This is a genomic window from Streptococcus sp. SCPM-O-B-23252 (M501) (assembly GCF_058200355.1).
In genome coordinates this window covers 175,167-195,421 of sequence record NZ_JBYQGS010000001.1, presented here as the reverse complement: position 1 = coordinate 195,421, position 20,255 = coordinate 175,167, and the positions used below count along the sequence as shown (strand labels likewise).

The window sequence follows — 20,255 nt, the reverse complement described above, 5'->3', positions numbered from 1 at the left end:
GAAGAACTCCCTCCCCTAGCATTTCATGCTTTTTGTTGTTTCAGCCTTACCTGATTAGTCTTTTTTGCTGACTTGTTTTGCTAAGACAAAGTTCCCTAAAGTTGCTGAACCATTTCCTGCTACTGCTGGTGTTACGATGTAGTCTCGAACATCTGGCACTGGCAAATAGCCGTTCAATAAGACGGTGAATTTTTCACGGACGCGATCCAACATGTGTTGTTGTGCCATCACTCCTCCACCAAATACAATCACATCTGGGCGGAAGGTTACAGTTGCGTTGACAACAGCTTGGGCAATATAGTAGGCTTGGATATCCCATACAGAGCTATTGAGTTCAATATTTTCCCCACGAATACCGGTACGAGCTTCCAAGCTTGGACCAGCCGCAAAGCCTTCTAAACAACCTCTGTGGAATGGACACACCCCATTAAATTCTTTTTCAACATCCATCGGGTGTTTGGCAACATAGTAATGGCCCATCTCAGGGTGTCCCACTCCACCAATGAATTCACCACGCTGGATGACACCTGCACCAATCCCTGTACCAATTGTGTAGTAGACTAGGTTTTCAATACGACCACCCGCATTATTACGAGCCACTACCTCACCATAAGCTGAGCTATTTACGTCAGTTGTAAAGTAAATCGGTACATTTAATGCACGACGGAAAGCACCTACCACATCTACATTTGCCCAATGTGGTTTGGGAGTTGTTGTAATAAAACCATATGTTTTTGAATTTTTATCAATATCAATCGGTCCAAATGAACCAATGGCTAAACCAGCAAGACTTTCAAATTTAGAGAAAAACTCAATACATTTATCAAGGGTTTCAATAGGGGTTGTTGTCGGAAACTGTGTCTTTTCAATGACGTTATTATTTTCGTCACCTACAGCACAAACGAACTTTGTTCCACCAGCTTCAAGACTTCCATATAATTTAGTCATATCAAACCTCTTTTTCAATTCTCTTTTTTTCTATTATATCACAAAGGGAAACGGTTCACTTCTATTCCTTATAGAAAAAACTACTCTTATTTATGTTTAAACATTAGGTGAGCAACTTTTTTTATTCCAAGCCTCACCTCCAAAACAAAATTCAAGGACTGGAGGAAGCCCTAACCAGTCCTTGAGTAATCCTATTTTAGATTATGCTTTTACTTCAATAATCGCATCGCCTTTAGCAACTGCACCAGTAGCTACTGGAGTTACTGAAGCATAATCAGCTGTGTTTGTGACGATGACCATTGTTGTATCATCAAGACCAGCTGCTGCAATTTTAGCAGAATCAAATGTTCCAAGAACATCGCCAGCTTTAACCTTATCGCCTTGAGCAACTTTCTGATCAAATCCTTCACCGTTCATTGAAACTGTATCAATCCCAACGTGGATCAAAACTTCAGCACCATTAGCTGTCTTCAAGCCAAAAGCATGACCAGTCGCAAAAGCAATGGTTACTTCAGCATCCGCCGGTGCATATACAACACCTTCAGTTGGTTTGATGGCAATCCCTTGACCCATCGCACCGCTTGAGAATACTGGATCATCCACTTTAGACAAAGCAACAGCTTGCCCAACGATTGGAGAGATGATGGTTTCATCTTGAAGAGTTGCAGGAACGGTTCCAGTCACAGCTTCCTCAACAAAACGATCTGTTATAGCACTTTCAGTTACAGTTTCAGGTTCTTCATCCTCAAAACCAAACATGTAAGTAAGAGCAAAACCAAGAGCAAATGATACTGCTACCATAAGGAAGTATTGTGGGAGTTGACCATTTACATAAAGCACTGTACCTGGAATGATTGTGATTCCACTACCAGTACCAGCAAGACCAAGAAGTGAAGCCAATCCACCACCGATAGCACCAGCAATCAATGAAAGGAAGAATGGTTTACGGAAACGCAAGTTCACCCCGAAGATCGCAGGCTCAGTAATACCTAAGAAGGCAGAAAGAGCAGCTGGGAAAGCAAGAGTTTTCAATTTAGGATTTTTAGTTTTCACACCAACCGCTACAGTAGCAGCTCCTTGAGCGGTCATAGCAGCTGTGATGATAGCATTGAATGGGTTGGCATGGTCAGCAGCAAGTAATTGAATTTCAAGCAAGTTGAAGATGTGGTGAACACCTGATACGACAATAATTTGGTGTACCCCACCAATCAACAACCCACCAAGACCAAATGGTAAGCTAAGAACAGCTTTTGTTCCAAGAAGAATGTAGTTTTCAACAACGTGGAATACTGGTCCAATAAGGAATAGACCAAGAATTGACATTACGAAAAGAGTAACAAATGGTGTCACTAAGAGATCAAGGACATCTGGAACTACTTTACGAACAGCTTTTTCAAACTTAGCTCCAACAACCCCGATAATAAAGGCTGGAAGAACAGATCCTTGCAACCCTACGACAGGAATAAAGCCGAAGAATTTCATAGCAGTCACCTCACCACCAGAAGCAACAGCCCAGGCATTTGGAAGTGAACCAGAAACAAGCATCATACCAAGAACAATACCAACCGCTGGGTTCCCACCAAAGACACGGAAGGTTGACCAAACGACAAGACCTGGCAAGATGATAAAGGCCGTATCTGTCAAGATTTGAGTATAAGTCGTAACATCTTCTGGAAGAGTCACACCAAGGGCATTCAAGAGTCCACGGACACCCATGAAGAGACCTGTCGCAACAATAACTGGGATGATTGGTACAAAGACATCACCAAAAGTACGGATAGCCCGTTGGAACCAATTTCCTTGTTTAGCGGCTTCTGCTTTCATCTCAGCCTTAGTTGAAGTTGGCAATCCAAGAGCGACAACTTCATCATAGATCTTATTTACAGTTCCAGTACCAAAAATAATTTGGTATTGACCTGAGTTAAAGAAAACTCCTTGAACTTTTTCAATATTTTCGACAGCATCTTTGTCGACTTTCGCTTCATCTTTCACCATCACACGAAGACGAGTCGCACAGTGAGCAACACTGTTGACGTTCTCAACTCCACCGATCGCATCGATGACTTTTTTTGCAATTTCTGTATTTGACATTTGCAAAAATCTCCTTATTTTTTATTGTTTTGAAAACGGTTCACCCGTCTCTACGCATTTAATTGTACCACGTATTAAGAATATGTCAACCGTTTTGCAGAAAGTTTTTGGTATTTATTTGCAATTTTTGATAGTTTGAAAGAAGCTCTTTTTATTTTCATTCATCTCAACGCCCATCTAATATAGGTTATAGGCTTCGTCCGGTTTTTAAATTTTCAAAAACTTTCATTCTTTCATTTGTTTTCATAAATCAAATCTAACCTCCACCCCGATATTTTATGATAAACGTTTGACATTTTTTCTCGATTCTTTGGTCAAAGTCTTGCTTTTTTTTATAGAAATCGGTACTATGGAAGTAAGAAAATTTTTGGAGGAGTCAAATGGAATGGACAACAGAACTTCGGTACAAACGGTATGAAGACTGGACCGAAGAAGAAAAGAAACAAATTAAAGAAAACATGGCTAATTCTCCTTGGCATACTCATTACCATGTCGAACCCAAAACTGGCCTTTTAAATGACCCGAATGGTTTCTCCTATTTTAATGGTAAATGGATTCTCTTTTACCAGAACTTTCCATTTGGAGCCGCTCACGGATTGAAGTCTTGGGTACAACTGGAAAGTGATGATTTAGTTCATTTTAAAGAAACTGGTCTTAAAGTCTTACCAGACACACCTTTGGATAGTCACGGAGCCTATTCTGGTTCGGCTATGCAATTCGATGATAAACTTTTCTTATTCTATACAGGAAATGTACGAGACGAGAACTGGATCCGTCATCCCTACCAAATCGGGGCCCTTTTAGACCAGGATGGAAATCTTAAAAAAATCGACCAAATCCTCATTGATCAGCCAGAGGATGCTACCGATCATTTCCGCGATCCACAGATTTTTAAATTCAAAGATCAATACTATGCCATCGTCGGTGGTCAAGACCTTGATAAAAAAGGATTCGTTCGCCTATACAAAGCGGTGAATAACGATTATACCAACTGGGTTGAAGTAGGCGATCTTGATTTCAACAATGATCGTACAGCTTATATGATGGAATGTCCTAACTTGGTCTTCGTCGGCGAGCAACCTGTCCTTCTGTATTGCCCTCAAGGTTTGGACAAAGCAGTCCTCGACTACGACAATATCTACCCAAATATGTATAAGATTGGGGCTTCTTTTGATCCTGAACAAGCTCGTCTCGTTGACGTATCTGAATTACACAACTTGGACTACGGCTTCGAAGCCTATGCAACTCAAGGCTTCAACACTCCTGATGGAAGAGCTTTAACGGTTAGCTGGTTAGGTCTACCAGATGTCGCTTACCCATCCGATCGCTATGACCACCAAGGAGCCTTCTCTTTGGTCAAAGAGCTAACCATTCAGGATGGTAATCTTTATCAATATCCGGTCGAAGCTGCAAAAGAGCTCCGCTCCACCTCTTCCGAGTTTACAAACAAGGAAAAAACCAATAATTGCTACGAGTTAGAATTAGCCTTTGAAGCCAATAGCAAAAGTGAGATTGTTCTCCTAGCCGATAAAGAAGGCAAAGGACTTTCTATTACTTTTGATATTGCAAATGGTCAAGTCATTGTCGACCGTAGCCAAGCTGGCGAACAGTATGCCCAAGAGTTTGGAACTACTCGTACTTGCCCGATCGAAAATCAAGCGACAACAGCTACAATTTTCATCGATAACTCGATTTTTGAAATTTTTATCAACAAAGGAGAAAAAGTATTCTCTGGTCGCGTCTTCCCGCATGCTGATCAAACTGGTATCTTGATCAAATCCGGAACACCTACTGGAACATACTACGAACTAGACTATGGTCGCAAAGCTCACTGATGTCGCCAAATTAGCTGGCGTCAGCCCCACGACAGTTTCACGAGTCATTAACAAAAAGGGCTATTTATCTGAAAAAACTGTCTCAAAAGTTAAAGAGGCCATGAGAGAATTGGGCTACAAGCCCAATTCGATCGCTCGGAGCCTACAAGGAAAATCAGCCAAGTTAATCGGCTTAATCTTCCCAAAAATCAGCCATGTCTTCTATGCAGAATTAATCGATAAACTGGAAGAAGAATTGTTCAAACATGGGTACAAAACCATTATTTGTAATAGCGAGCATGATTCGGAAAAAGAACGTGAATACATCGAAATGCTAGAAGCCAATCAAGTAGATGGGATTATTTCTGGTAGTCATAATCTGGGAATAGAAGACTATAACCGGGTCACAGCTCCTATTATCGCCTTTGACCGGAACCTCTCCCCTGAGATTCCAGTCGTCTCGTCGGATAACTACGCTGGGGGCGTTCTCGCTGCGGAAACCCTTGCCAAGACAGGGGCAAAAAAGATTATCATGCTCACAGGGAATGATAACTCCAATTCCCCTACTGGCCTCCGGCATGCTGGCTTTGCTTCCGTCCTACCAGAAGCACAAATAATCAATGTTTCCAGTGATTATTCACCCATTCGCAAAGAAATGGAAATCAAGTCCATCTTAACCCAGCAAAAACCGGATGCCATCTTTGCGTCTGACGATCTAACGGCTATTTTGGTGATGAAAATCGCTGACGAACTCGGCATTGCCATTCCAGAAGACCTGAAGATCATTGGCTATGACGGGACCTACTTTATCGAAAATTATTTCCCCCGTCTCACCACCATCAAGCAACCCTTACAGGAAATTGCTCGCCTGACGGTCGACCTTCTTCTTCAAAAAATCGAAGGAAAAGACGTAAAAACAACAGGCTATTTTCTCCCAGTGAGTGTTTTACCTGGCAAAAGTGTTTAAAAGAGAGTGGGACAGAAATCGGTAATTCGTTAGAATTCGATTTCGTCGTCCCACCTCCGCATAGTTGAGTAGGGCTGTAAAAGCTGATAAAATCAGCGTAGTAGAGCCCACTCAACCACTGCGTCTTGTTCGACAATCCAAAGTCAATTGAGAGGCCGGACTTTTGTACCAGTCTTTTTCCTTATCATGATCAAGCGAAGCTCTATACTCAAAAAGAAACCACCCGTGAAGGTGGTTTCTTTTCTATCTTATTCTGCTTCCGTTACGAATTGGCTTAAGACACCATTCACAAACCGAGCAGATTTTTCATCTGAAAATGTTTTAGCTAATTCAATTGCTTCATTCACTGCAACCAGCTGAGGGGTATCAAAGGAAGTGATTTCGAACACACCCAAACGAAGAATGTTTTTCTCCACTAGAGTCAAGCGTTCGACGGTCCATCCAGTTTTCAAGTGTTGGGCAATCTGTTGATCCAATTCATCCTTTGATTGACGAACACCAGATACCAAATTGAGTAGAAAAGCTGGAATTTCCACTTCCTGGTCTGTTTCCTCTTTGTCATGAGTAAAAGCAAATCGACACGCTTCTACAACATCCCCTTCATACTCCAAACTCATTAGAGCTTGAAAGGCACGCTCCCGTAGATCACGACGTGATTCAAATAAAATATCAGTCATTGAGGAAATCCTCATTAAACAAATCTTTCAAATCAGGTTTCGCCGCTTTTTCAGTCACGATCCCAACCACATGGATATTGACATCATCCAAGGTCACATCTGCCATATTGTAGACAGCTGTTTTTACTGCTTTTTGGATCGCAACAGCTACTTTAGGGACTGCTACACCATACTCTAGATAGAGGTAAATATCAACAGAGATTTGACCATCTTCTTGTGTACGAAGGTAAACCCCACGTCCAAGAGCACGTTTTGAAAGGCTATCCGATACACTCTTATTTTCAAGAGAATGAACACCATCTACTTTTGCAGTCGCAATCGCAATAATTTTTTCTAGCACACGAGGTGCAATGACGATTTCGCCGTATTGTTCAGTTGCCATAGAAGTTCCTTTCTATCAGACCTATTTTAGAGCTGATTAGGCACGAGAAACGTAAGTTCCTTCAGCTGTATTGATAATCAATTTTTGTCCTGCTTCGATGAAGTCTGGAACGTTTACCACAAGACCTGTTTCCATTGTAGCTGGTTTACCAGAACCTGTCACTGTAGCACCTTTAATAGATGGTTGTGTTTCAGCAACTGTCAATTCAACAGTTGTAGGAACCGTCACCCCAATCACTTCGCTTCCGTAGAATTGAATTTTCACTTCTGAGTTTTCAAGGATGTAAAGCAATTCGTTCTCAACATTGACAACAGGAATTTCATATTGGTCGTATGTTTCAGTATTCATGAAGTAAGCTGTGTCATCCATTTTATACAAGTATTGAGCTGGTACAGTTTCAATAATAGCTTGCTCAAATTTTTCTTCTGGACGGTAGCTTGTATCAAAAGTTGAACCAGTACGAACATCACGCAATTTCATACGCATGATCGTGTTTCCTTTACCTGGTTTGTGGTGGCTAGCTTCCAAAACGCGGATCAATTTTCCATCAGCTGTTTCAAAGGTCATACCAGCTTTCAACTTACTTGCTTCAATCATGTTTTCATACCTCTTTTTAAAAATATATTACTCTTTATTTTATCACAAATGCTCAGATTTCTCAAATCTGTCTCTGCAAATTTCCTTAGATCACAATCAATTCTTTTGGTGCCAAGGTCAAGACTTCACAACCGGTTTCCGTAATCAGGAGATCATCTTCAATCCGGACACCAGATAGGCCTTCAATGTAGATCCCTGGCTCATCTGTCAAGACCATGCCGGCCTTGATAACTTCTTTGGAAGTTTGACTGAAATAAGGCTCTTCATGGATGTCCAAGCCAATTCCGTGGCCAATTCCATGAGTAAAGTACTGACCGTATCCTACAGCCTCAATAATATCTCGAGGAATTTTATCAAAATCACGGAAACCGAGTCCATCCTTGGCTTCAGCAATAAGGGCTTGGTTGGCTTTCAAGACCGTTTCGTAAATTTCTCTTTCCTTGTCGCTGACATGACCTGCATAAATGGTCCGGGTCATATCACTGACGTAATGGTTATAGAGACAGCCAAAGTCCAAGGTCAAGGCATCCCCAGCAGAGATGATGCGATCACTTGGAGTCGCATGGGGCATAGCAGAGCGCTCTCCCGCAGCGGAGATGATATCAAAGGATACACCTGAAGCCCCCAATTCCCGCATTCTGAAATCTAGGAAGGTCGCCGCTTCTAACTCTGTTGTTTGGCCAACCTTGATAAATTCCAGCACATCTAGAAAGGCTTGATCTGAAATACTGCAGGCCTTGCGGATCGTTGCTACTTCTGTCTCATCTTTAATCAAACGAAACTCCATCACAAAATCAGACAAGGCTCTTAGAGCGACTCCTGAGAAAGCGGTCGCTAGACGGGTATGGTAGGCAACTGTGATCTCATCCTCAAAGCCAAGTTCTTGGATCGCTGCGTCTTTGACAATTTTTGCTGCTTCTTCCAATTCATTGCGGGTTTCAACAATCTCAACAAAGGGGAAACAAGTCGCATGGGCATGAATGGTATAGCGCGAATCGGTGAAGAGGACCACGCGCTCTTCTGTCACCAAAACAGTCCCATTTGATCCCCAGAAACCTGTCAAATAGTAGACATTTTTCAAGTTGTTAATGAGGACAGCTTTTAGATCCTGTGCCTTCATTTTAGTTCGTAGATTTGTAATTCGTTGGTTCATTGTAATTTCCCTTTCAAATACTGTCCTGTAAAGCTAGCTGGGTTGCTGGCTACTTCTTCTGGTGTTCCTGTCGCAATAATGGTACCACCACCGACACCACCTTCTGGTCCCAAATCAATGATATGATCCGCTGTCTTAATGACATCCAAGTTGTGCTCAATGACCAAAACGGTATTGCCATCATCTACAAAGCGTTCCAAGACCTTGAGCAGACGAGAGATATCCTCTGTATGTAGACCTGTTGTCGGCTCATCCAAGATATAGAAGGACTTGCCAGTTGAGCGCTTATGAAGTTCTGAAGCCAGCTTCATCCGCTGGGCTTCTCCACCAGAAAGCGTCGTTGCCGGCTGTCCCAGGGTCACATAGCCCAAACCGACATCCTTGATAGTTTGTAATTTGCGATTAATCTTTGGAATATGTTTAAAGAAATCCACCGCATCATTGACGGTCATGTCCAAAATCTGGGAGATATTCTTTTCTTTATAGTGAACTTCTAGGGTTTCACTGTTGTAGCGTCGCCCATGGCAGACTTCACACGGTACATAGACATCCGGTAGGAAATGCATCTCAATCTTGATGATCCCATCTCCCGAACAAGCCTCACACCGACCTCCTTTGACGTTGAAACTAAAGCGGCCTTTTTTATAGCCTCTAATCTTGGCTTCATTGGTTTGGGCAAAGAGGTCACGAATGTCGTCAAATACACCTGTATAGGTAGCCGGATTGGAGCGTGGAGTGCGGCCAATCGGGCTTTGATCAATATCGATCAGTCGATCAATGTGCTCAACTCCTGAAATAGTCTTGTATTTCCCTGGTTTCTCTGAATTGCGATTCAATTTTTGGGCCAGTGTTTTTTTCAAAATACTGTTGACCAAGGTGGACTTGCCTGAGCCAGAAACACCTGTTACAGCAATGAACTTGCCCAGTGGGAAGCGTGCTGTCACCTCTTTTAAGTTGTTTTCAGCTGCCCCTGTCAGTTCGATAAAGCGTCCGTTGCCTACCCGCCGTTCCGTTGGTACGGGGATAGCCCGTTTGCCAGAAAGATACTGACCAGTGATGGATTTGCTATTGCGGGCTACCTGCTTAGGTGTTCCAGCCGCAACAATCTCGCCTCCAAAGACTCCGGCTCCTGGACCGACGTCGATCAGGTAATCAGCCTCTCTCATGGTATCCTCATCGTGTTCGACAACGATCAAGGTATTGCCCAAATCACGCATCTTCTTGAGGCTAGCAATCAAGCGATCATTGTCCCGCTGATGAAGACCGATCGAAGGCTCATCCAGGATATAGAGGACACCTGAGAGGTTGGACCCAATCTGGGTCGCCAAGCGAATCCGCTGACTCTCTCCCCCAGATAGAGTCCCGGCCGAGCGAGACAGGGTCAGATAGCTCAAGCCAACATTGTTCAAGAAGGTCAAACGATCCTTGACTTCCTTTAGAATCGGTCGCGCAATGGTCTCCTCATTCTTGGTTAATTTTAGATCAGCTACCACCTTAAGATGGTCCTCAATGGACAAGTCAGAGATTTGCCCAATATGTAGCCCCTTCTCTCCTCCTACTCGGACAGACAAGGCCTGGTCATTCAATCGATAACCATGGCAGGTGACACAAGTCAATTCATTCATGTAGGACAACATCTGATTGCGAGTAAAGTCACTAGACGTTTCGTGGTAACGGCGATTAATATTGGTAACGACCCCTTCAAAAGGAATGTCTATATCGCGAACCCCACCAAATTCATTCTCATAATGGAAATGGAATTCCTTGCCCTCAGAACCATAGAAAACCAAATGCCGCTCTTCTGGAGATAAGTCTTCAAATGGCTTGTCCATATCAATCCCAAACTGGATCATTGCCTGCTCCAACATCTGAGGATAGTAGTTAGAAGAGATTGGATTCCAGGGTGCAAGTGCTCCTTCACGGAGAGTCTTGCTAGCATCTGGAACAACCAAATCCAAGTCCACCTCTAGCTTGATCCCCAGTCCATCACAATCTGGACAAGAGCCAAAGGGGGCATTAAATGAAAAGAGACGAGGTTCCAACTCAGGGACGGTAAAGCCACAAACCGGGCAAGCGTAGTGTTCTGAAAAAAGTAGTTCATTTTCATCCATGGTATCGACGACCACATAGCCATCCGCGATCCGAAGGGCCGCTTCGACCGAATCAAAGAGACGAGAACGAATGCCATCTTTGATGACAATCCGGTCTACAACAACCTCAATTGTGTGCTTCTGGCTTTTGGATAATTCTGGGACCTCTGTCACATCAAAAATATCGCCATCCACACGCACCCGGACATAGCCGTCTTTTTGCACCTTTTCGATGATGTTCTTATGCTGGCCTTTTTTCTTACGAACGATCGGTGCTAGAATTTGTAGGCGTTGGCGCTCCGGAAGTTCCAAAACTTGGTCTACAATTTGCTCGACCGAAGAAGCGGTAATCGCCCCATGGCCATTGATACAGTAAGGAGTCCCCACACGAGCATATAGAAGACGTAAGTAATCGTTGATTTCTGTAGTCGTTCCAACCGTTGACCGCGGATTTTTGCTGGTTGTTTTTTGGTCAATGGAAATGGCTGGACTTAAGCCATCAATCGAGTCCACATCGGGCTTTTCCATATTTCCTAAAAACTGACGAGCATAGGCTGACAGACTCTCTACATAACGTCTTTGTCCTTCCGCATAGAGAGTGTCAAAGGCTAAGCTCGATTTCCCAGAACCTGATAGACCAGTGACCACGACCAGCTTATCTCGAGGGATTTCAACATCAATATTTTTTAAATTATGAGCACGCGCTCCATGAATGACAATTTTATCGAGCATTTCTTCCACTTTTCATCAATTTATTTATCCTTCATTATATCAAATTTTTCAGCATTCTTTTATCCAAAAGCGTGCTTTTTCTGTTATAATGTTAAGGTGTAAAAAAACAAGGGGAGGCACCATGAAACAGGTCTTTTTATCGACAACGACTGAATTTAAAGAAATAGAGACACTGGAACCCGGTAGCTGGATCAACCTTGTCAATCCTTCCCAAAGTGAATCGATGGAAATCGCCTCTGCTTTTAACATCGATATTGCCGACTTACGGGCACCGCTCGATGCGGAAGAAATGTCCCGTATGACCATCGAAGATGAATATACCTTGATCATCGTAGACGTTCCCATCAAGGAAGAGCGGAACAATCAGACCTACTATGTCACCATCCCTTTGGGAATTATCCTAACAGAGGAGGCTATCATCACCACTTGCTTGGAAGAGTTGCCTCTCCTAGACACCTTTATCAATCGTCGCTTGCGGAATTTCTATACCTTCATGCGATCCCGCTTCATCTTCCAGATCCTTTATCGCAATGCTGAGCTCTACTTGACCGCACTTCGTACCCTGGATCGTAAGAGTGAACAGATTGAAAGTCAACTGCACAAATCAACTCGTAATGAAGAGCTGATTGAGCTGATGGAATTAGAAAAAACCATCGTCTACTTTAAGGCCTCTCTGAAAACCAATGAGCGCGTAATCAAGAAATTGACCAGTGCCACCAGTAACATCAAGAAATACCTGGAAGACGAGGATCTGTTGGAAGATACCTTGATCGAGACCCAACAGGCCATTGAGATGGCGGATATTTATGGAAACATTCTCCACTCTATGACCGATACCTTCGCATCGATCATCTCCAACAACCAGAATAATATCATGAAGACCTTGGCCATGGTGACCATCGTCATGTCCATCCCAACTATGATCTTCTCGGCTTATGGCATGAACTTTAAAAACAATGATCTCCCCCTCAACGGAGAACCTAATGCTTTCTGGCTCATTATCTTTATTGCCTTTGCCATGACCGGATCGCTCGTTGTCTACCTCATCCATAAAAAATGGTTCTAACACCTACTAATAACACTAAGGAGTATTTATGTCTCAATTTGATTTGACCCAATTAAGTAAAAAGAATCAAGAATTCGTTCGCATCGCTAAACACCAATTGATTGAAAACGGCAAAACAGAAGAAGAGGCTACTAGCCTGATTGAAGAAATTCTTCCAGCTATCTTTGAAAACCAACCAAAAGGAGTAACGGCGCGAACTCTCTTTGGAGCGCCAACTGTTTGGGCCAATGCTTTTAGTGATCAGGAACGCTACGAAAAAGAGCATCCAAAAGAGAATGATGCTCCTCATCTTATGATCACAGATTCTTTCCTTCTCGTCTTTGGTCTCTTTGCTGCTATTTCAGCCTTCATGAACCTTTTTGCACCTCAGGGAACCACTTATGGACTTCTCACATTGACTCTTGGTAGCTTGGCTGGTGGGGTTGTGCTCTATTTGATGTATTACTACTTCTACCAGTACTACGAAGTTTCTAAACGTGGAATGAAACGGCCTGCTTTAACCAAGTCACTCCCTATCCTAATGTTGGCGATGATCCTTTGGGTTGTAATTCTCATGGTCACTGCTTTGCTCCCACAATTCCTCAACCCTCGTGTACCAAACTGGTTCATGCTCTTACTCGGTGGAGGAGCTCTTCTTCTCCGCTACTACTTGAAGAAAAAATACAATATTAAGAGCGCCAATACAGCACCTCAACGACGCTAAAAAGAAACGGATGAAGTTTTCATCCGTTTTTGTTTTTACTGTATTTCCCTGTTCAATCTTTTTGAAAAATAGAGGACTAAGTCATCATTGTTTTCACAAGAACTGTAAGGGTCCAAGGGCTGATCCCTAAACCAAACTCCAGATCCGTCTGGGATATAGTCCCGTTTGACATACAGTCTTTGAGCTGGACCATAACCCGAGTGTAAACCAACCCCTAAAGTAACAATCTCTGATAGTAGCCGGACTCTTTTTTCCGCCTCTTCTAAGAGTTGATTCCCAATTCCTCGATTTCTAAATGGCTCAAAAACATTAAAATCAGATAGTTCAGGATAGACTCCCACGAAAGGGCCGTGCTTGGCATAAGGCAATATAGTGATATAACCTGCCACAAATCCATCCGACTCAGCTACTAATACGTCTCTCTTTCCGTTCTCCTGATCCTGAAAATAGCTGGCCAAGATATCCTCTCTACCCGGCCACCCTTGATGGATAAAGGCTTGAGAGATCCCTTCAATATCATACTCCATCATACTTCTGATGATTGTGCTTTCCTTCATGTTGCGCTTCTTGATACCTTTCTCCCCCTCATTATAGCATAATTAGAGCTTGGGAAAGATCAAAGAGGGCCACCCGGACCTGAAAAAAAGACCTGTAAGGGTCTTAATTCGCTTTCTTGTTTTCAAGCTCATGAAAAAGAGGGCCACCCGGACCTCAACTCGCTATCCAATTTCCAGGCTCGTGAAAAAAAGACCCGTAAGGGTCTTTTCTTTAATCTTCGTTTACGAAAGGCATCAAAGCCATTACGCGAGCGCGTTTGATAGCTGTTGTTACTTTACGTTGGTTCTTCGCTGAAGTTCCAGTTACACGACGAGGAAGGATTTTCCCACGTTCTGAAACGAAACGGCTAAGAAGCTCAGTATCTTTGTAATCAACATATTCAATTTTGTTTGCTGCGATGTAATCAACTTTTTTACGGCGTTTGAATCCGCCACGACGTTGTTGAGCCATGTTTATTTCTCCTTTATAATTTTAATTCGTTAAACCCATTCTTAGAATGGTAGATCGTCATCCGAGATGTCCATTGGATTAGCTCCGAATGGATTGTCATCACGTCCAAAGTTTGGTGTTGCGTTTGATGGTTCAGATCCTCCAAAGCTTGGAGCTGCATTTCCTGCAAATCCTCCAGCTGAAGCATAACCACCACCTGCTTGTCCTTCACGATTCGCGCGGCTTTCCAACAATTGGAAGCTGTCCGCTACGACTTCAGTGACATAAACACGTTGACCTTGCTGATTCTCATAATTACGAGTCTGGATACGACCTGTAATCCCAACTAAGGCACCCTTTTTAGCCCAATTCGCTAAATTTTCAGCTTGTTGACGCCAAATCACACAGTTGATAAAGTCCGCATCTCGTTCACCATTTTGGTTTTTAAAATTACGGTTAACCGCGAGTGAGAATGTCGCAACAGCCTGATTTTGAGGGGTATAACGAAGCTCAGCATCTCGAGTCATACGACCTACAAGTACAACATTGTTAATCATTAGTCACCTTCTTTATTCGTTAGGGCTTACGCGTCAACTTTTACGATCATGTGACGAAGAATGTCACCGTTGATTTTTGAAAGACGGTCGAACTCGTTAAGAGCTGCATCGTCGTTCGCTTCAACGTTTACGATGTGGTAAAGTCCTTCACGGAAATCTTGGATTTCGTATGCAAGACGACGTTTTTCCCAATCTTTTGATTCAACAACAGTTGCACCGTTGTCAGTCAAGATAGAGTCAAAGCGTGCTACCAAAGCGTTTTTAGCTTCTTCTTCAATGTTTGGACGAATAATATAAAGAATTTCGTATTTAGCCATTGATATGTTCCTCCTTTTGGTCTAATGACCCCAAGTCTTTGCAAGGGGTAAGTGAGGTTTGCTCACAAGAAACTATTATACCAGACTTTGGGATAGAAGGCAAGTGAAAATACCTTCTCTACATTCTTTTCGAAAAGTTTTATTTTTCTTCTATTATTTTCTCTCCTTTTTTACAACAAGGAAATCTCTCCCTTTCCTTAAAGAAAACTGATATCAGTTAGCTTTAAGAAAGGGCCGTTATACTACCTTCATCACAAACAAGAAACGAGGAACGCTTATGAATTATTTAGTCATCCCCGCTTATCAACCCGATCAAAAACTTCTCAAACTGGTAAAAAAACTGAGAGAAAAATGTGACTTCTCCATTATCGTTGTGGACGATGGTAGTTCTGAGGACTGCCAAGCGATTTTTGAAAAATTAGACGGGCTAGCTACAGTCCTTCACCACGAAACCAACCTTGGAAAAGGAGGGGCTCTCAAAATAGCCTACACTTACATTCAAGAGCAAGGGCAATACGGAACAGTCATCACTGCTGATGCTGATGGTCAACATAAGGTTTGGGATATCTTCCGCGTAGCCAGTCAATCGCAAGAAAATCCGAACCAATTGGTTCTAGGGGCACGCGCCTTTTCAGGCAAGGTTCCTTTGCGTTCTGCTTTTGGAAATAAATTGACCCGCTTCTTGTTCAAGCAACAAACAGGGGTCGCTGTGACAGATACGCAGACTGGCCTTCGAGCCTTTACAACCAACATGATCCCCTTTATGTTAGATATCGAGGGACAACGGTATGAGTACGAAATGAATGTGCTCCTCGCAGCTAGCAAGGCCTTTCCCATCTTGGAAGTTCCGATTGAAACAGTCTATATCAATGACAATGAAGGGTCCCATTTCCGTCCTATTCGCGACGGTCTCATGATCTACAAGGACATGTTCAAGTTTGCCCTCTCTTCCCTGAGTAGCTTTATCGTTGACTACCTGGTCTATGCCTTCTTCCTTTTCGTGATGATGGCTGTGCCGATTAGTCTTCGGATCCTCCTTGCAAACGGGATCGCTCGTGTGGCCAGCTCCATCTTTAACTACTCGACCAACAAACGGCTAGTCTTTAAGAACAAAGACAGCCTGGCTCGAACCGGAAGTGGTTACTTGGGACTTGCGATTGGACTCTTTATTCTCGATACCCTCTTGATTCGACTCTTCTATGCAAGCTTTGGTCTCCATTTGCTCCTCAGCAAAGTGATCGTCGGACTCTTGCTCTTCGTCGTCTCATGGTTGATTCAGAAAAAAATCATTTTCAAGGAAAGGACTACACCTACTCATGAAATTCTTTAAAAAATCTTATACCTATGCTGCTTGTTTCGGCATCCTGCTAACAAGCTCCTTCAGCTATTCTATGCTCAAAACCTTTGTCTTATCCGATGCTATCCAAACAGTCAAAGCTACGACTACTGATACCAAGGCGGCTAAGGAGGCAGCAGCCTCTGCTACTACAACAGATACCAGTTACTCCGATGACAATATCCAGGTGAGCCTGACAGAAAAAACAGTTGAAAACACTCAAGTTTACATTGCAGATATTACGGTTAGCTCTTCTGACTATCTAAAAACTGCTTTTGCTCAAAATACCTACGGGACAAACGTGACAGCTAAAACTTCCGTCACTGCAACTGAGAACAATGCCATTCTAGCCGTCAATGGAGACTACTACGGAGCTAATAGCACCGGCTATGTCATCCGAAACGGAGTGGTCTACCGTGATACGGTTCGCGAAGACTCTAGCAATGGCGACTTAGCGATTTATAAAGATGGTTCCTTCAAGGTTATCTACGAAGATGAAATCTCTGCGGATCAGTTGGTCAAAGACGGGGTTGTTAATCTCCTTGCCTTCGGACCTTCCTTGGTTGAAGATGGAGAAATTACAGTCGATACTAACTCAGAGGTGGGACAATCCATGGCGTCTAATCCACGTACTGCCATTGGGATCATCGACGAAAACCACTACATCATTGTCGTCTCGGACGGCCGGACTTCAGAGAGTGAAGGCCTATCTCTCTACCAATTAGCGGAAGTGATGAAATCGTATGGCGTCAAAACAGCCTACAACCTAGACGGGGGTGGATCTTCTACCCTCTACTTCAATGGCCAAGTTATTAACAAACCAACTACAAATGGTACTATCTCAGAAAGGGCGGTGAGTGACATTGTCTACATCGGTTACTAATCCTATCAAACAAAGGTTGAAAAAGACCATTCTCTGGTACACTCTGATTTCAGCTTTCTTTTTCGTCGGAAGTCGCATCTACGAACACTTTAGTTTTGGCGAAACCTCTGCCTTCATGCACTACCTCTTCTTGATTCCTTTGATTGGTGGGTCCTTGCTCGTAGCTCTGCAACTAGTGGTAAAAGGCCTTTCTCGAATCACTCTTAATCTTTGGAACTCAGCTCTTGCCACGGCAACTGCTGGAGCCCTCTACCGAGGCATTGTTAACCTCTCTGGTCGTTCTACAACTCTCGACCAGCCCTACTATTATGTTGCAGGGATCTTCCTAGCCCTTGCTCTCATCAGTATCTTCTTTGTCCGCAGTGTCTGGGTGGAAAAAACAAAGTTAAGTACTTAATATTGAAAGCTCTTATCCAATTATTATGGATAAGAGCTTTTAGATTTTTTACAATACTATCTATCAAAAAAGAAACCAGAATAACTTCTGATTTCTTTTGGAATAAACTTATTTATTTACGTTTTCCCATTTCCAGTTGTGTACTTCTGGAATATCATCACCATGTTCACGGATGTAAGCATTGTGGAAGGCAATTGTTTCGTCCATTTGAGCTGCGAATTCAGCTGCTTCTGCTCCAAGAGCTGCATTGGCTGCATCTTGTGCCAAGTGGAAGCGATCCAATTCAGACATCACACGCATATCGAATGGTGTTGTGATATCTCCGTTTTCACGGTAACCATGCACACGCAAGTTGTGATTGTGACGGTTAAAGAAGATGTCACGGATCATGCCTTCGTAACCATGGAAGGCAAAGATCACTGGTTTATCAGTTGTGAAGACTTTATCGAACTCTTCATCTGAAAGTCCACGCGCATCAACGGATGGGTGACGCAATTTCAAGATATCTACCACATTGACAAAGCGGATCTTCAATTCTGGGAAGGCCTTGTGCAAGATTGTGATGGCAGCAAGAGCTTCAAGGTTTGGCTCTGTACCTGCAGCTGCAATGACAAGATCTGGATCTTCATCTGCTGACACAGTTGATGCCCAATCGATCACCTTGTATCCTTCACGAACCAATTCCTCTGCTTCATCAGCTGAGTAGAATTGAGGACGTGGGTGTTTAGAAGAAACGATCAAGTTAATCATATCTTCTGCCTTGAAGGCTTGGTCCATCACCGCAAGCAACGTATTCGTATCTGCTGGCAAGTACTCACGGATGTATTCTGGAGTTTTTTCTGCCAAGTGAGTCAAGATACCTGGATCTTGGTGAGTGTAGCCATTGTGGTCTTGTTGGAAAACAGTTGAAGTCGCAATCAAGTTTAAGGCAGGGTAGTTTTTACGCCATGTCGTGTGAGTCTTAGATTTACGCAACCATTTAAAGTGTTGAGTAATCATAGAGTCTACGACACGAAGGAATGATTCGTAAGAAGCGAAGAAGCCATGACGACCTGTCAAGACATATCCTTCCAGCATACCTTCTGCTTGGTGCTCTGACAATTGAGAGTCAATGACACGTCCAGCAGGGCTCAAAGCTTCATCGTAGTCTGGTTTCGTACGTCCTAACCATTGACGGCTTGTACGAGTGAAGACTTCTTGAAGACGGTTTGATTTAGTTTCATCTGGTCCAAAGATACGGAAGTTATGTGGGTTCGCATCCACAAGATCTGCCGCATACTTACCAAACTCGATCATATCTTGGGCCATGATAGCACCTGGTGTTTCGATCTTGAAGGCATGTTTCTTCCAATCAGCAGTGTCCATTGGTTTAATGACACCTGCGTTTGTGATTGGGTTCATAGCCATGCGACGGTCACCTTTTGGTGCAATTTCAGCAATTTCAGGAAGCAATTTACCAGTTTCGTCGAACAATTCAGCTGGACGATATGATTCCAACCATGAAAGAAGAGCATCCACATGCTCCATATGGTGAGCATCTACTGGGATTGGAACTTGGTGCGCACGGAATCCACCCTCGATTGGTGTACCTTCCCAAGCTTTTGGTCCAGTCCAACCTTTAGGAATACGAGCAATCAAGACAGGGTATACTGGTTGAGTTGCTTCTTCTGCAGAACCTTTACGAGCTTCTGCTTGGACTTTCTTGATTTCTTCAATCGCTTCGTCTAATTTTTCTGCAAACAAAGCATGAGCTGCTTCGTGGTCGTCAGAAATAGCGGTTACGTCTGCAAAGATTGGTTTCCATCCAAGACCTTCAAAGAAAAGGGCCAATTCTTCGTCTGTTTTGCGTTCGAAGATTGTTGGGTTGTGGATTTTCCCACCGTTGAGGTAGAAGATTGGAAGAACAGCACCATCGTTAACTGGGTTCAAGAAGGTATTAGCCAACCAACCAGCCATCAATGGACCAGTTTCCCCTTCACCATCACCGATTACGGTTGCAGCAATCACATCTGGATTGTCCAAAACAGCTCCAGCTGCGTGAGAAAGAGCATAACCAAGCTCTCCACCTTCGTGGATAGATCCTGGAGTTTCAGGTGCCGCGTGAGAGGCAATCCCTCCTGGGAATGAGAAGATTTTACATAGGTGTTTAAATCCTTCTTCATTTTGTGGGATATTTGGATTCAATTCTGTGTAAGAACCATCTAAGTAAGAGTTGGACACCATAACTTGTCCACCATGACCTGGTCCTTCAATGTAGAACATATCCAAGTCGTATTTGTTGATGGCACGGTTCAAGTGAGCATAGATAAAGTTTTGTCCTGGTACAGTTCCCCAGTGTCCGATTGGGTGAGCCTTCAAGTCGTTTTCAACCACTTCACGTTTCAACAATGGGTTGTCTTTCAAGTACATTTGAGCAGCCGAAATGTAGTTGGCTGCACGCCACCACGCATCCACTTTATCCAAGTAAGCTTTGCTGTTAAAATCAACAGTCATATTGTCTCCTCTCAAATTCTAGCTATGATTCTGATGAATTAGAATCCAGTGCAAGTATTTAGGTT

The 20,255-nt window shown here is 43.2% G+C and carries 19 protein-coding genes; 7 read left to right on the top strand and 12 right to left on the bottom strand.

Annotation, left to right across the window (positions count from 1 at the left end):
• Window positions 1-54: 54 nt before the first annotated feature.
• Window positions 55-948, bottom strand: a complete 894-nt coding sequence (scrK, locus tag AC3E6G_RS00890; RefSeq protein WP_490700271.1) for a fructokinase ScrK — start codon at window positions 946-948, stop codon at window positions 55-57.
• 201 nt (window positions 949-1,149) lie between these two features.
• Window positions 1,150-3,039 (bottom strand): sucrose-specific PTS transporter subunit IIBC, encoded by a 1,890-nt coding sequence (locus tag AC3E6G_RS00885; protein ID WP_414281040.1) that lies wholly within the window; start codon window positions 3,037-3,039, stop codon window positions 1,150-1,152.
• Between the two features lie 380 nt (window positions 3,040-3,419).
• On the opposite strand from AC3E6G_RS00885, the gene AC3E6G_RS00880 reads away from it, so the two are divergent.
• Window positions 3,420-4,874 carry a sucrose-6-phosphate hydrolase gene (locus AC3E6G_RS00880; RefSeq protein ID WP_125329147.1) on the top strand — a complete coding sequence of 485 codons (1,455 nt, stop codon included), beginning with the start codon at window positions 3,420-3,422 and terminating at the stop codon, window positions 4,872-4,874.
• On the top strand, window positions 4,855-5,820 hold the full coding sequence (locus AC3E6G_RS00875; protein WP_048691131.1) for a LacI family DNA-binding transcriptional regulator: 966 nt from the start codon (window positions 4,855-4,857) through the stop codon (window positions 5,818-5,820). The genes AC3E6G_RS00880 and AC3E6G_RS00875 overlap by 20 nt, the downstream gene beginning before the upstream one ends.
• Before the next feature lie 248 nt (window positions 5,821-6,068).
• On the opposite strand, the gene nusB is transcribed toward AC3E6G_RS00875, so the two are convergent.
• From nusB to uvrA, 5 genes are all read right to left on the bottom strand, one after another.
• Entirely contained in the window at window positions 6,069-6,497 is a 429-nt protein-coding gene (nusB, locus tag AC3E6G_RS00870; protein WP_048716428.1) for a transcription antitermination factor NusB, read from the bottom strand.
• Complete coding sequence (locus AC3E6G_RS00865; protein ID WP_006595687.1) at window positions 6,490-6,879, bottom strand: Asp23/Gls24 family envelope stress response protein; 390 nt, start codon at window positions 6,877-6,879, stop codon at window positions 6,490-6,492. Before AC3E6G_RS00865 ends, nusB begins: the two co-directional genes overlap by 8 nt.
• A 36-nt stretch (window positions 6,880-6,915) precedes the next feature.
• Window positions 6,916-7,476, bottom strand: coding sequence for an elongation factor P (gene efp, locus AC3E6G_RS00860; RefSeq protein WP_006595686.1), 561 nt, complete (start codon window positions 7,474-7,476; stop codon window positions 6,916-6,918).
• 85 nt (window positions 7,477-7,561) lie between these two features.
• Window positions 7,562-8,629, bottom strand: a complete 1,068-nt coding sequence (locus tag AC3E6G_RS00855; RefSeq protein ID WP_140814285.1) for a M24 family metallopeptidase — start codon at window positions 8,627-8,629, stop codon at window positions 7,562-7,564.
• On the bottom strand, window positions 8,626-11,451 hold the full coding sequence (gene uvrA / locus AC3E6G_RS00850; RefSeq protein ID WP_125329150.1) for an excinuclease ABC subunit UvrA: 2,826 nt from the start codon (window positions 11,449-11,451) through the stop codon (window positions 8,626-8,628). The genes AC3E6G_RS00855 and uvrA overlap by 4 nt, the downstream gene beginning before the upstream one ends.
• A gap of 121 nt (window positions 11,452-11,572) precedes the next feature.
• On the opposite strand from uvrA, the gene AC3E6G_RS00845 reads away from it, so the two are divergent.
• Together AC3E6G_RS00845 and AC3E6G_RS00840 are read left to right on the top strand one after the other, a co-directional pair.
• The gene (locus AC3E6G_RS00845; RefSeq protein ID WP_006597173.1) at window positions 11,573-12,517 is read left to right on the top strand and encodes a magnesium transporter CorA family protein; all 945 of its coding nucleotides are present in this window, start codon (window positions 11,573-11,575) and stop codon (window positions 12,515-12,517) included.
• Window positions 12,518-12,545: 28 nt separating this feature from the next.
• A complete protein-coding gene (locus AC3E6G_RS00840; RefSeq protein WP_129270089.1) occupies window positions 12,546-13,220 on the top strand; it encodes a DUF1129 family protein in 675 nt (224 codons plus the stop codon).
• A 35-nt stretch (window positions 13,221-13,255) separates the two neighbouring features.
• Here the strand turns inward: AC3E6G_RS00840 and AC3E6G_RS00835 are convergent, their stop codons facing one another.
• The 4 genes from AC3E6G_RS00835 to rpsF form a co-directional block, all read right to left on the bottom strand.
• Window positions 13,256-13,777, bottom strand: a complete 522-nt coding sequence (locus tag AC3E6G_RS00835) for a GNAT family N-acetyltransferase (RefSeq protein ID WP_129822441.1) — start codon at window positions 13,775-13,777, stop codon at window positions 13,256-13,258.
• Window positions 13,778-13,988: 211 nt separating this feature from the next.
• Window positions 13,989-14,228, bottom strand: coding sequence for a 30S ribosomal protein S18 (gene rpsR / locus AC3E6G_RS00830; RefSeq protein WP_000068664.1), 240 nt, complete (start codon window positions 14,226-14,228; stop codon window positions 13,989-13,991).
• Window positions 14,229-14,269: 41 nt separating this feature from the next.
• Window positions 14,270-14,764 carry a single-stranded DNA-binding protein gene (locus AC3E6G_RS00825; RefSeq protein ID WP_006595680.1) on the bottom strand — a complete coding sequence of 165 codons (495 nt, stop codon included), beginning with the start codon at window positions 14,762-14,764 and terminating at the stop codon, window positions 14,270-14,272.
• 26 nt (window positions 14,765-14,790) lie between these two features.
• Complete coding sequence (rpsF, locus tag AC3E6G_RS00820; protein ID WP_006595679.1) at window positions 14,791-15,081, bottom strand: 30S ribosomal protein S6; 291 nt, start codon at window positions 15,079-15,081, stop codon at window positions 14,791-14,793.
• Window positions 15,082-15,358: 277 nt separating this feature from the next.
• Between rpsF and AC3E6G_RS00815 the strand changes: the two genes are divergently transcribed.
• The 3 genes from AC3E6G_RS00815 to AC3E6G_RS00805 are packed head-to-tail and all read left to right on the top strand — an operon-like array spanning window position 15,359 to window position 17,697.
• Window positions 15,359-16,411, top strand: a complete 1,053-nt coding sequence (locus AC3E6G_RS00815) for a bifunctional glycosyltransferase family 2/GtrA family protein (RefSeq protein WP_285338267.1) — start codon at window positions 15,359-15,361, stop codon at window positions 16,409-16,411.
• Complete coding sequence (locus AC3E6G_RS00810) at window positions 16,398-17,300, top strand: phosphodiester glycosidase family protein (RefSeq protein WP_140814288.1); 903 nt, start codon at window positions 16,398-16,400, stop codon at window positions 17,298-17,300. Before AC3E6G_RS00815 ends, AC3E6G_RS00810 begins: the two co-directional genes overlap by 14 nt.
• Window positions 17,281-17,697 (top strand): hypothetical protein, encoded by a 417-nt coding sequence (locus AC3E6G_RS00805; RefSeq protein ID WP_140814451.1) that lies wholly within the window; start codon window positions 17,281-17,283, stop codon window positions 17,695-17,697. Before AC3E6G_RS00810 ends, AC3E6G_RS00805 begins: the two co-directional genes overlap by 20 nt.
• 108 nt (window positions 17,698-17,805) lie before the next feature.
• On the opposite strand, the gene AC3E6G_RS00800 is transcribed toward AC3E6G_RS00805, so the two are convergent.
• Window positions 17,806-20,190, bottom strand: a complete 2,385-nt coding sequence (locus AC3E6G_RS00800; RefSeq protein ID WP_048691154.1) for a phosphoketolase family protein — start codon at window positions 20,188-20,190, stop codon at window positions 17,806-17,808.
• Window positions 20,191-20,255 lie beyond the last annotated feature (65 nt).

Excerpts from the sequence above, each read along its gene's own strand:
- scrK (WP_490700271.1), bottom strand. The coding sequence starts at position 948 with ATGACTAAATTATATGGAAGTCTTGAAGCTGGTGGAACAAAGTTCGTT.
- AC3E6G_RS00885 (WP_414281040.1), bottom strand. The coding sequence starts at position 3,039 with ATGTCAAATACAGAAATTGCAAAAAAAGTCATCGATGCGATCGGTGGA.
- AC3E6G_RS00880 (WP_125329147.1), top strand. The coding sequence starts at position 3,420 with ATGGAATGGACAACAGAACTTCGGTACAAACGGTATGAAGACTGGACC.
- AC3E6G_RS00875 (WP_048691131.1), top strand. The coding sequence starts at position 4,855 with ATGGTCGCAAAGCTCACTGATGTCGCCAAATTAGCTGGCGTCAGCCCC.
- nusB (WP_048716428.1), bottom strand. The coding sequence starts at position 6,497 with ATGACTGATATTTTATTTGAATCACGTCGTGATCTACGGGAGCGTGCC.
- AC3E6G_RS00865 (WP_006595687.1), bottom strand. The coding sequence starts at position 6,879 with ATGGCAACTGAACAATACGGCGAAATCGTCATTGCACCTCGTGTGCTA.
- efp (WP_006595686.1), bottom strand. The coding sequence starts at position 7,476 with ATGATTGAAGCAAGTAAGTTGAAAGCTGGTATGACCTTTGAAACAGCT.
- AC3E6G_RS00855 (WP_140814285.1), bottom strand. The coding sequence starts at position 8,629 with ATGAACCAACGAATTACAAATCTACGAACTAAAATGAAGGCACAGGAT.
- uvrA (WP_125329150.1), bottom strand. The coding sequence starts at position 11,451 with ATGCTCGATAAAATTGTCATTCATGGAGCGCGTGCTCATAATTTAAAA.
- AC3E6G_RS00845 (WP_006597173.1), top strand. The coding sequence starts at position 11,573 with ATGAAACAGGTCTTTTTATCGACAACGACTGAATTTAAAGAAATAGAG.
- AC3E6G_RS00840 (WP_129270089.1), top strand. The coding sequence starts at position 12,546 with ATGTCTCAATTTGATTTGACCCAATTAAGTAAAAAGAATCAAGAATTC.
- AC3E6G_RS00835 (WP_129822441.1), bottom strand. The coding sequence starts at position 13,777 with ATGAAGGAAAGCACAATCATCAGAAGTATGATGGAGTATGATATTGAA.
- rpsR (WP_000068664.1), bottom strand. The coding sequence starts at position 14,228 with ATGGCTCAACAACGTCGTGGCGGATTCAAACGCCGTAAAAAAGTTGAT.
- AC3E6G_RS00825 (WP_006595680.1), bottom strand. The coding sequence starts at position 14,764 with ATGATTAACAATGTTGTACTTGTAGGTCGTATGACTCGAGATGCTGAG.
- rpsF (WP_006595679.1), bottom strand. The coding sequence starts at position 15,081 with ATGGCTAAATACGAAATTCTTTATATTATTCGTCCAAACATTGAAGAA.
- AC3E6G_RS00815 (WP_285338267.1), top strand. The coding sequence starts at position 15,359 with ATGAATTATTTAGTCATCCCCGCTTATCAACCCGATCAAAAACTTCTC.
- AC3E6G_RS00810 (WP_140814288.1), top strand. The coding sequence starts at position 16,398 with ATGAAATTCTTTAAAAAATCTTATACCTATGCTGCTTGTTTCGGCATC.
- AC3E6G_RS00800 (WP_048691154.1), bottom strand. The coding sequence starts at position 20,190 with ATGACTGTTGATTTTAACAGCAAAGCTTACTTGGATAAAGTGGATGCG.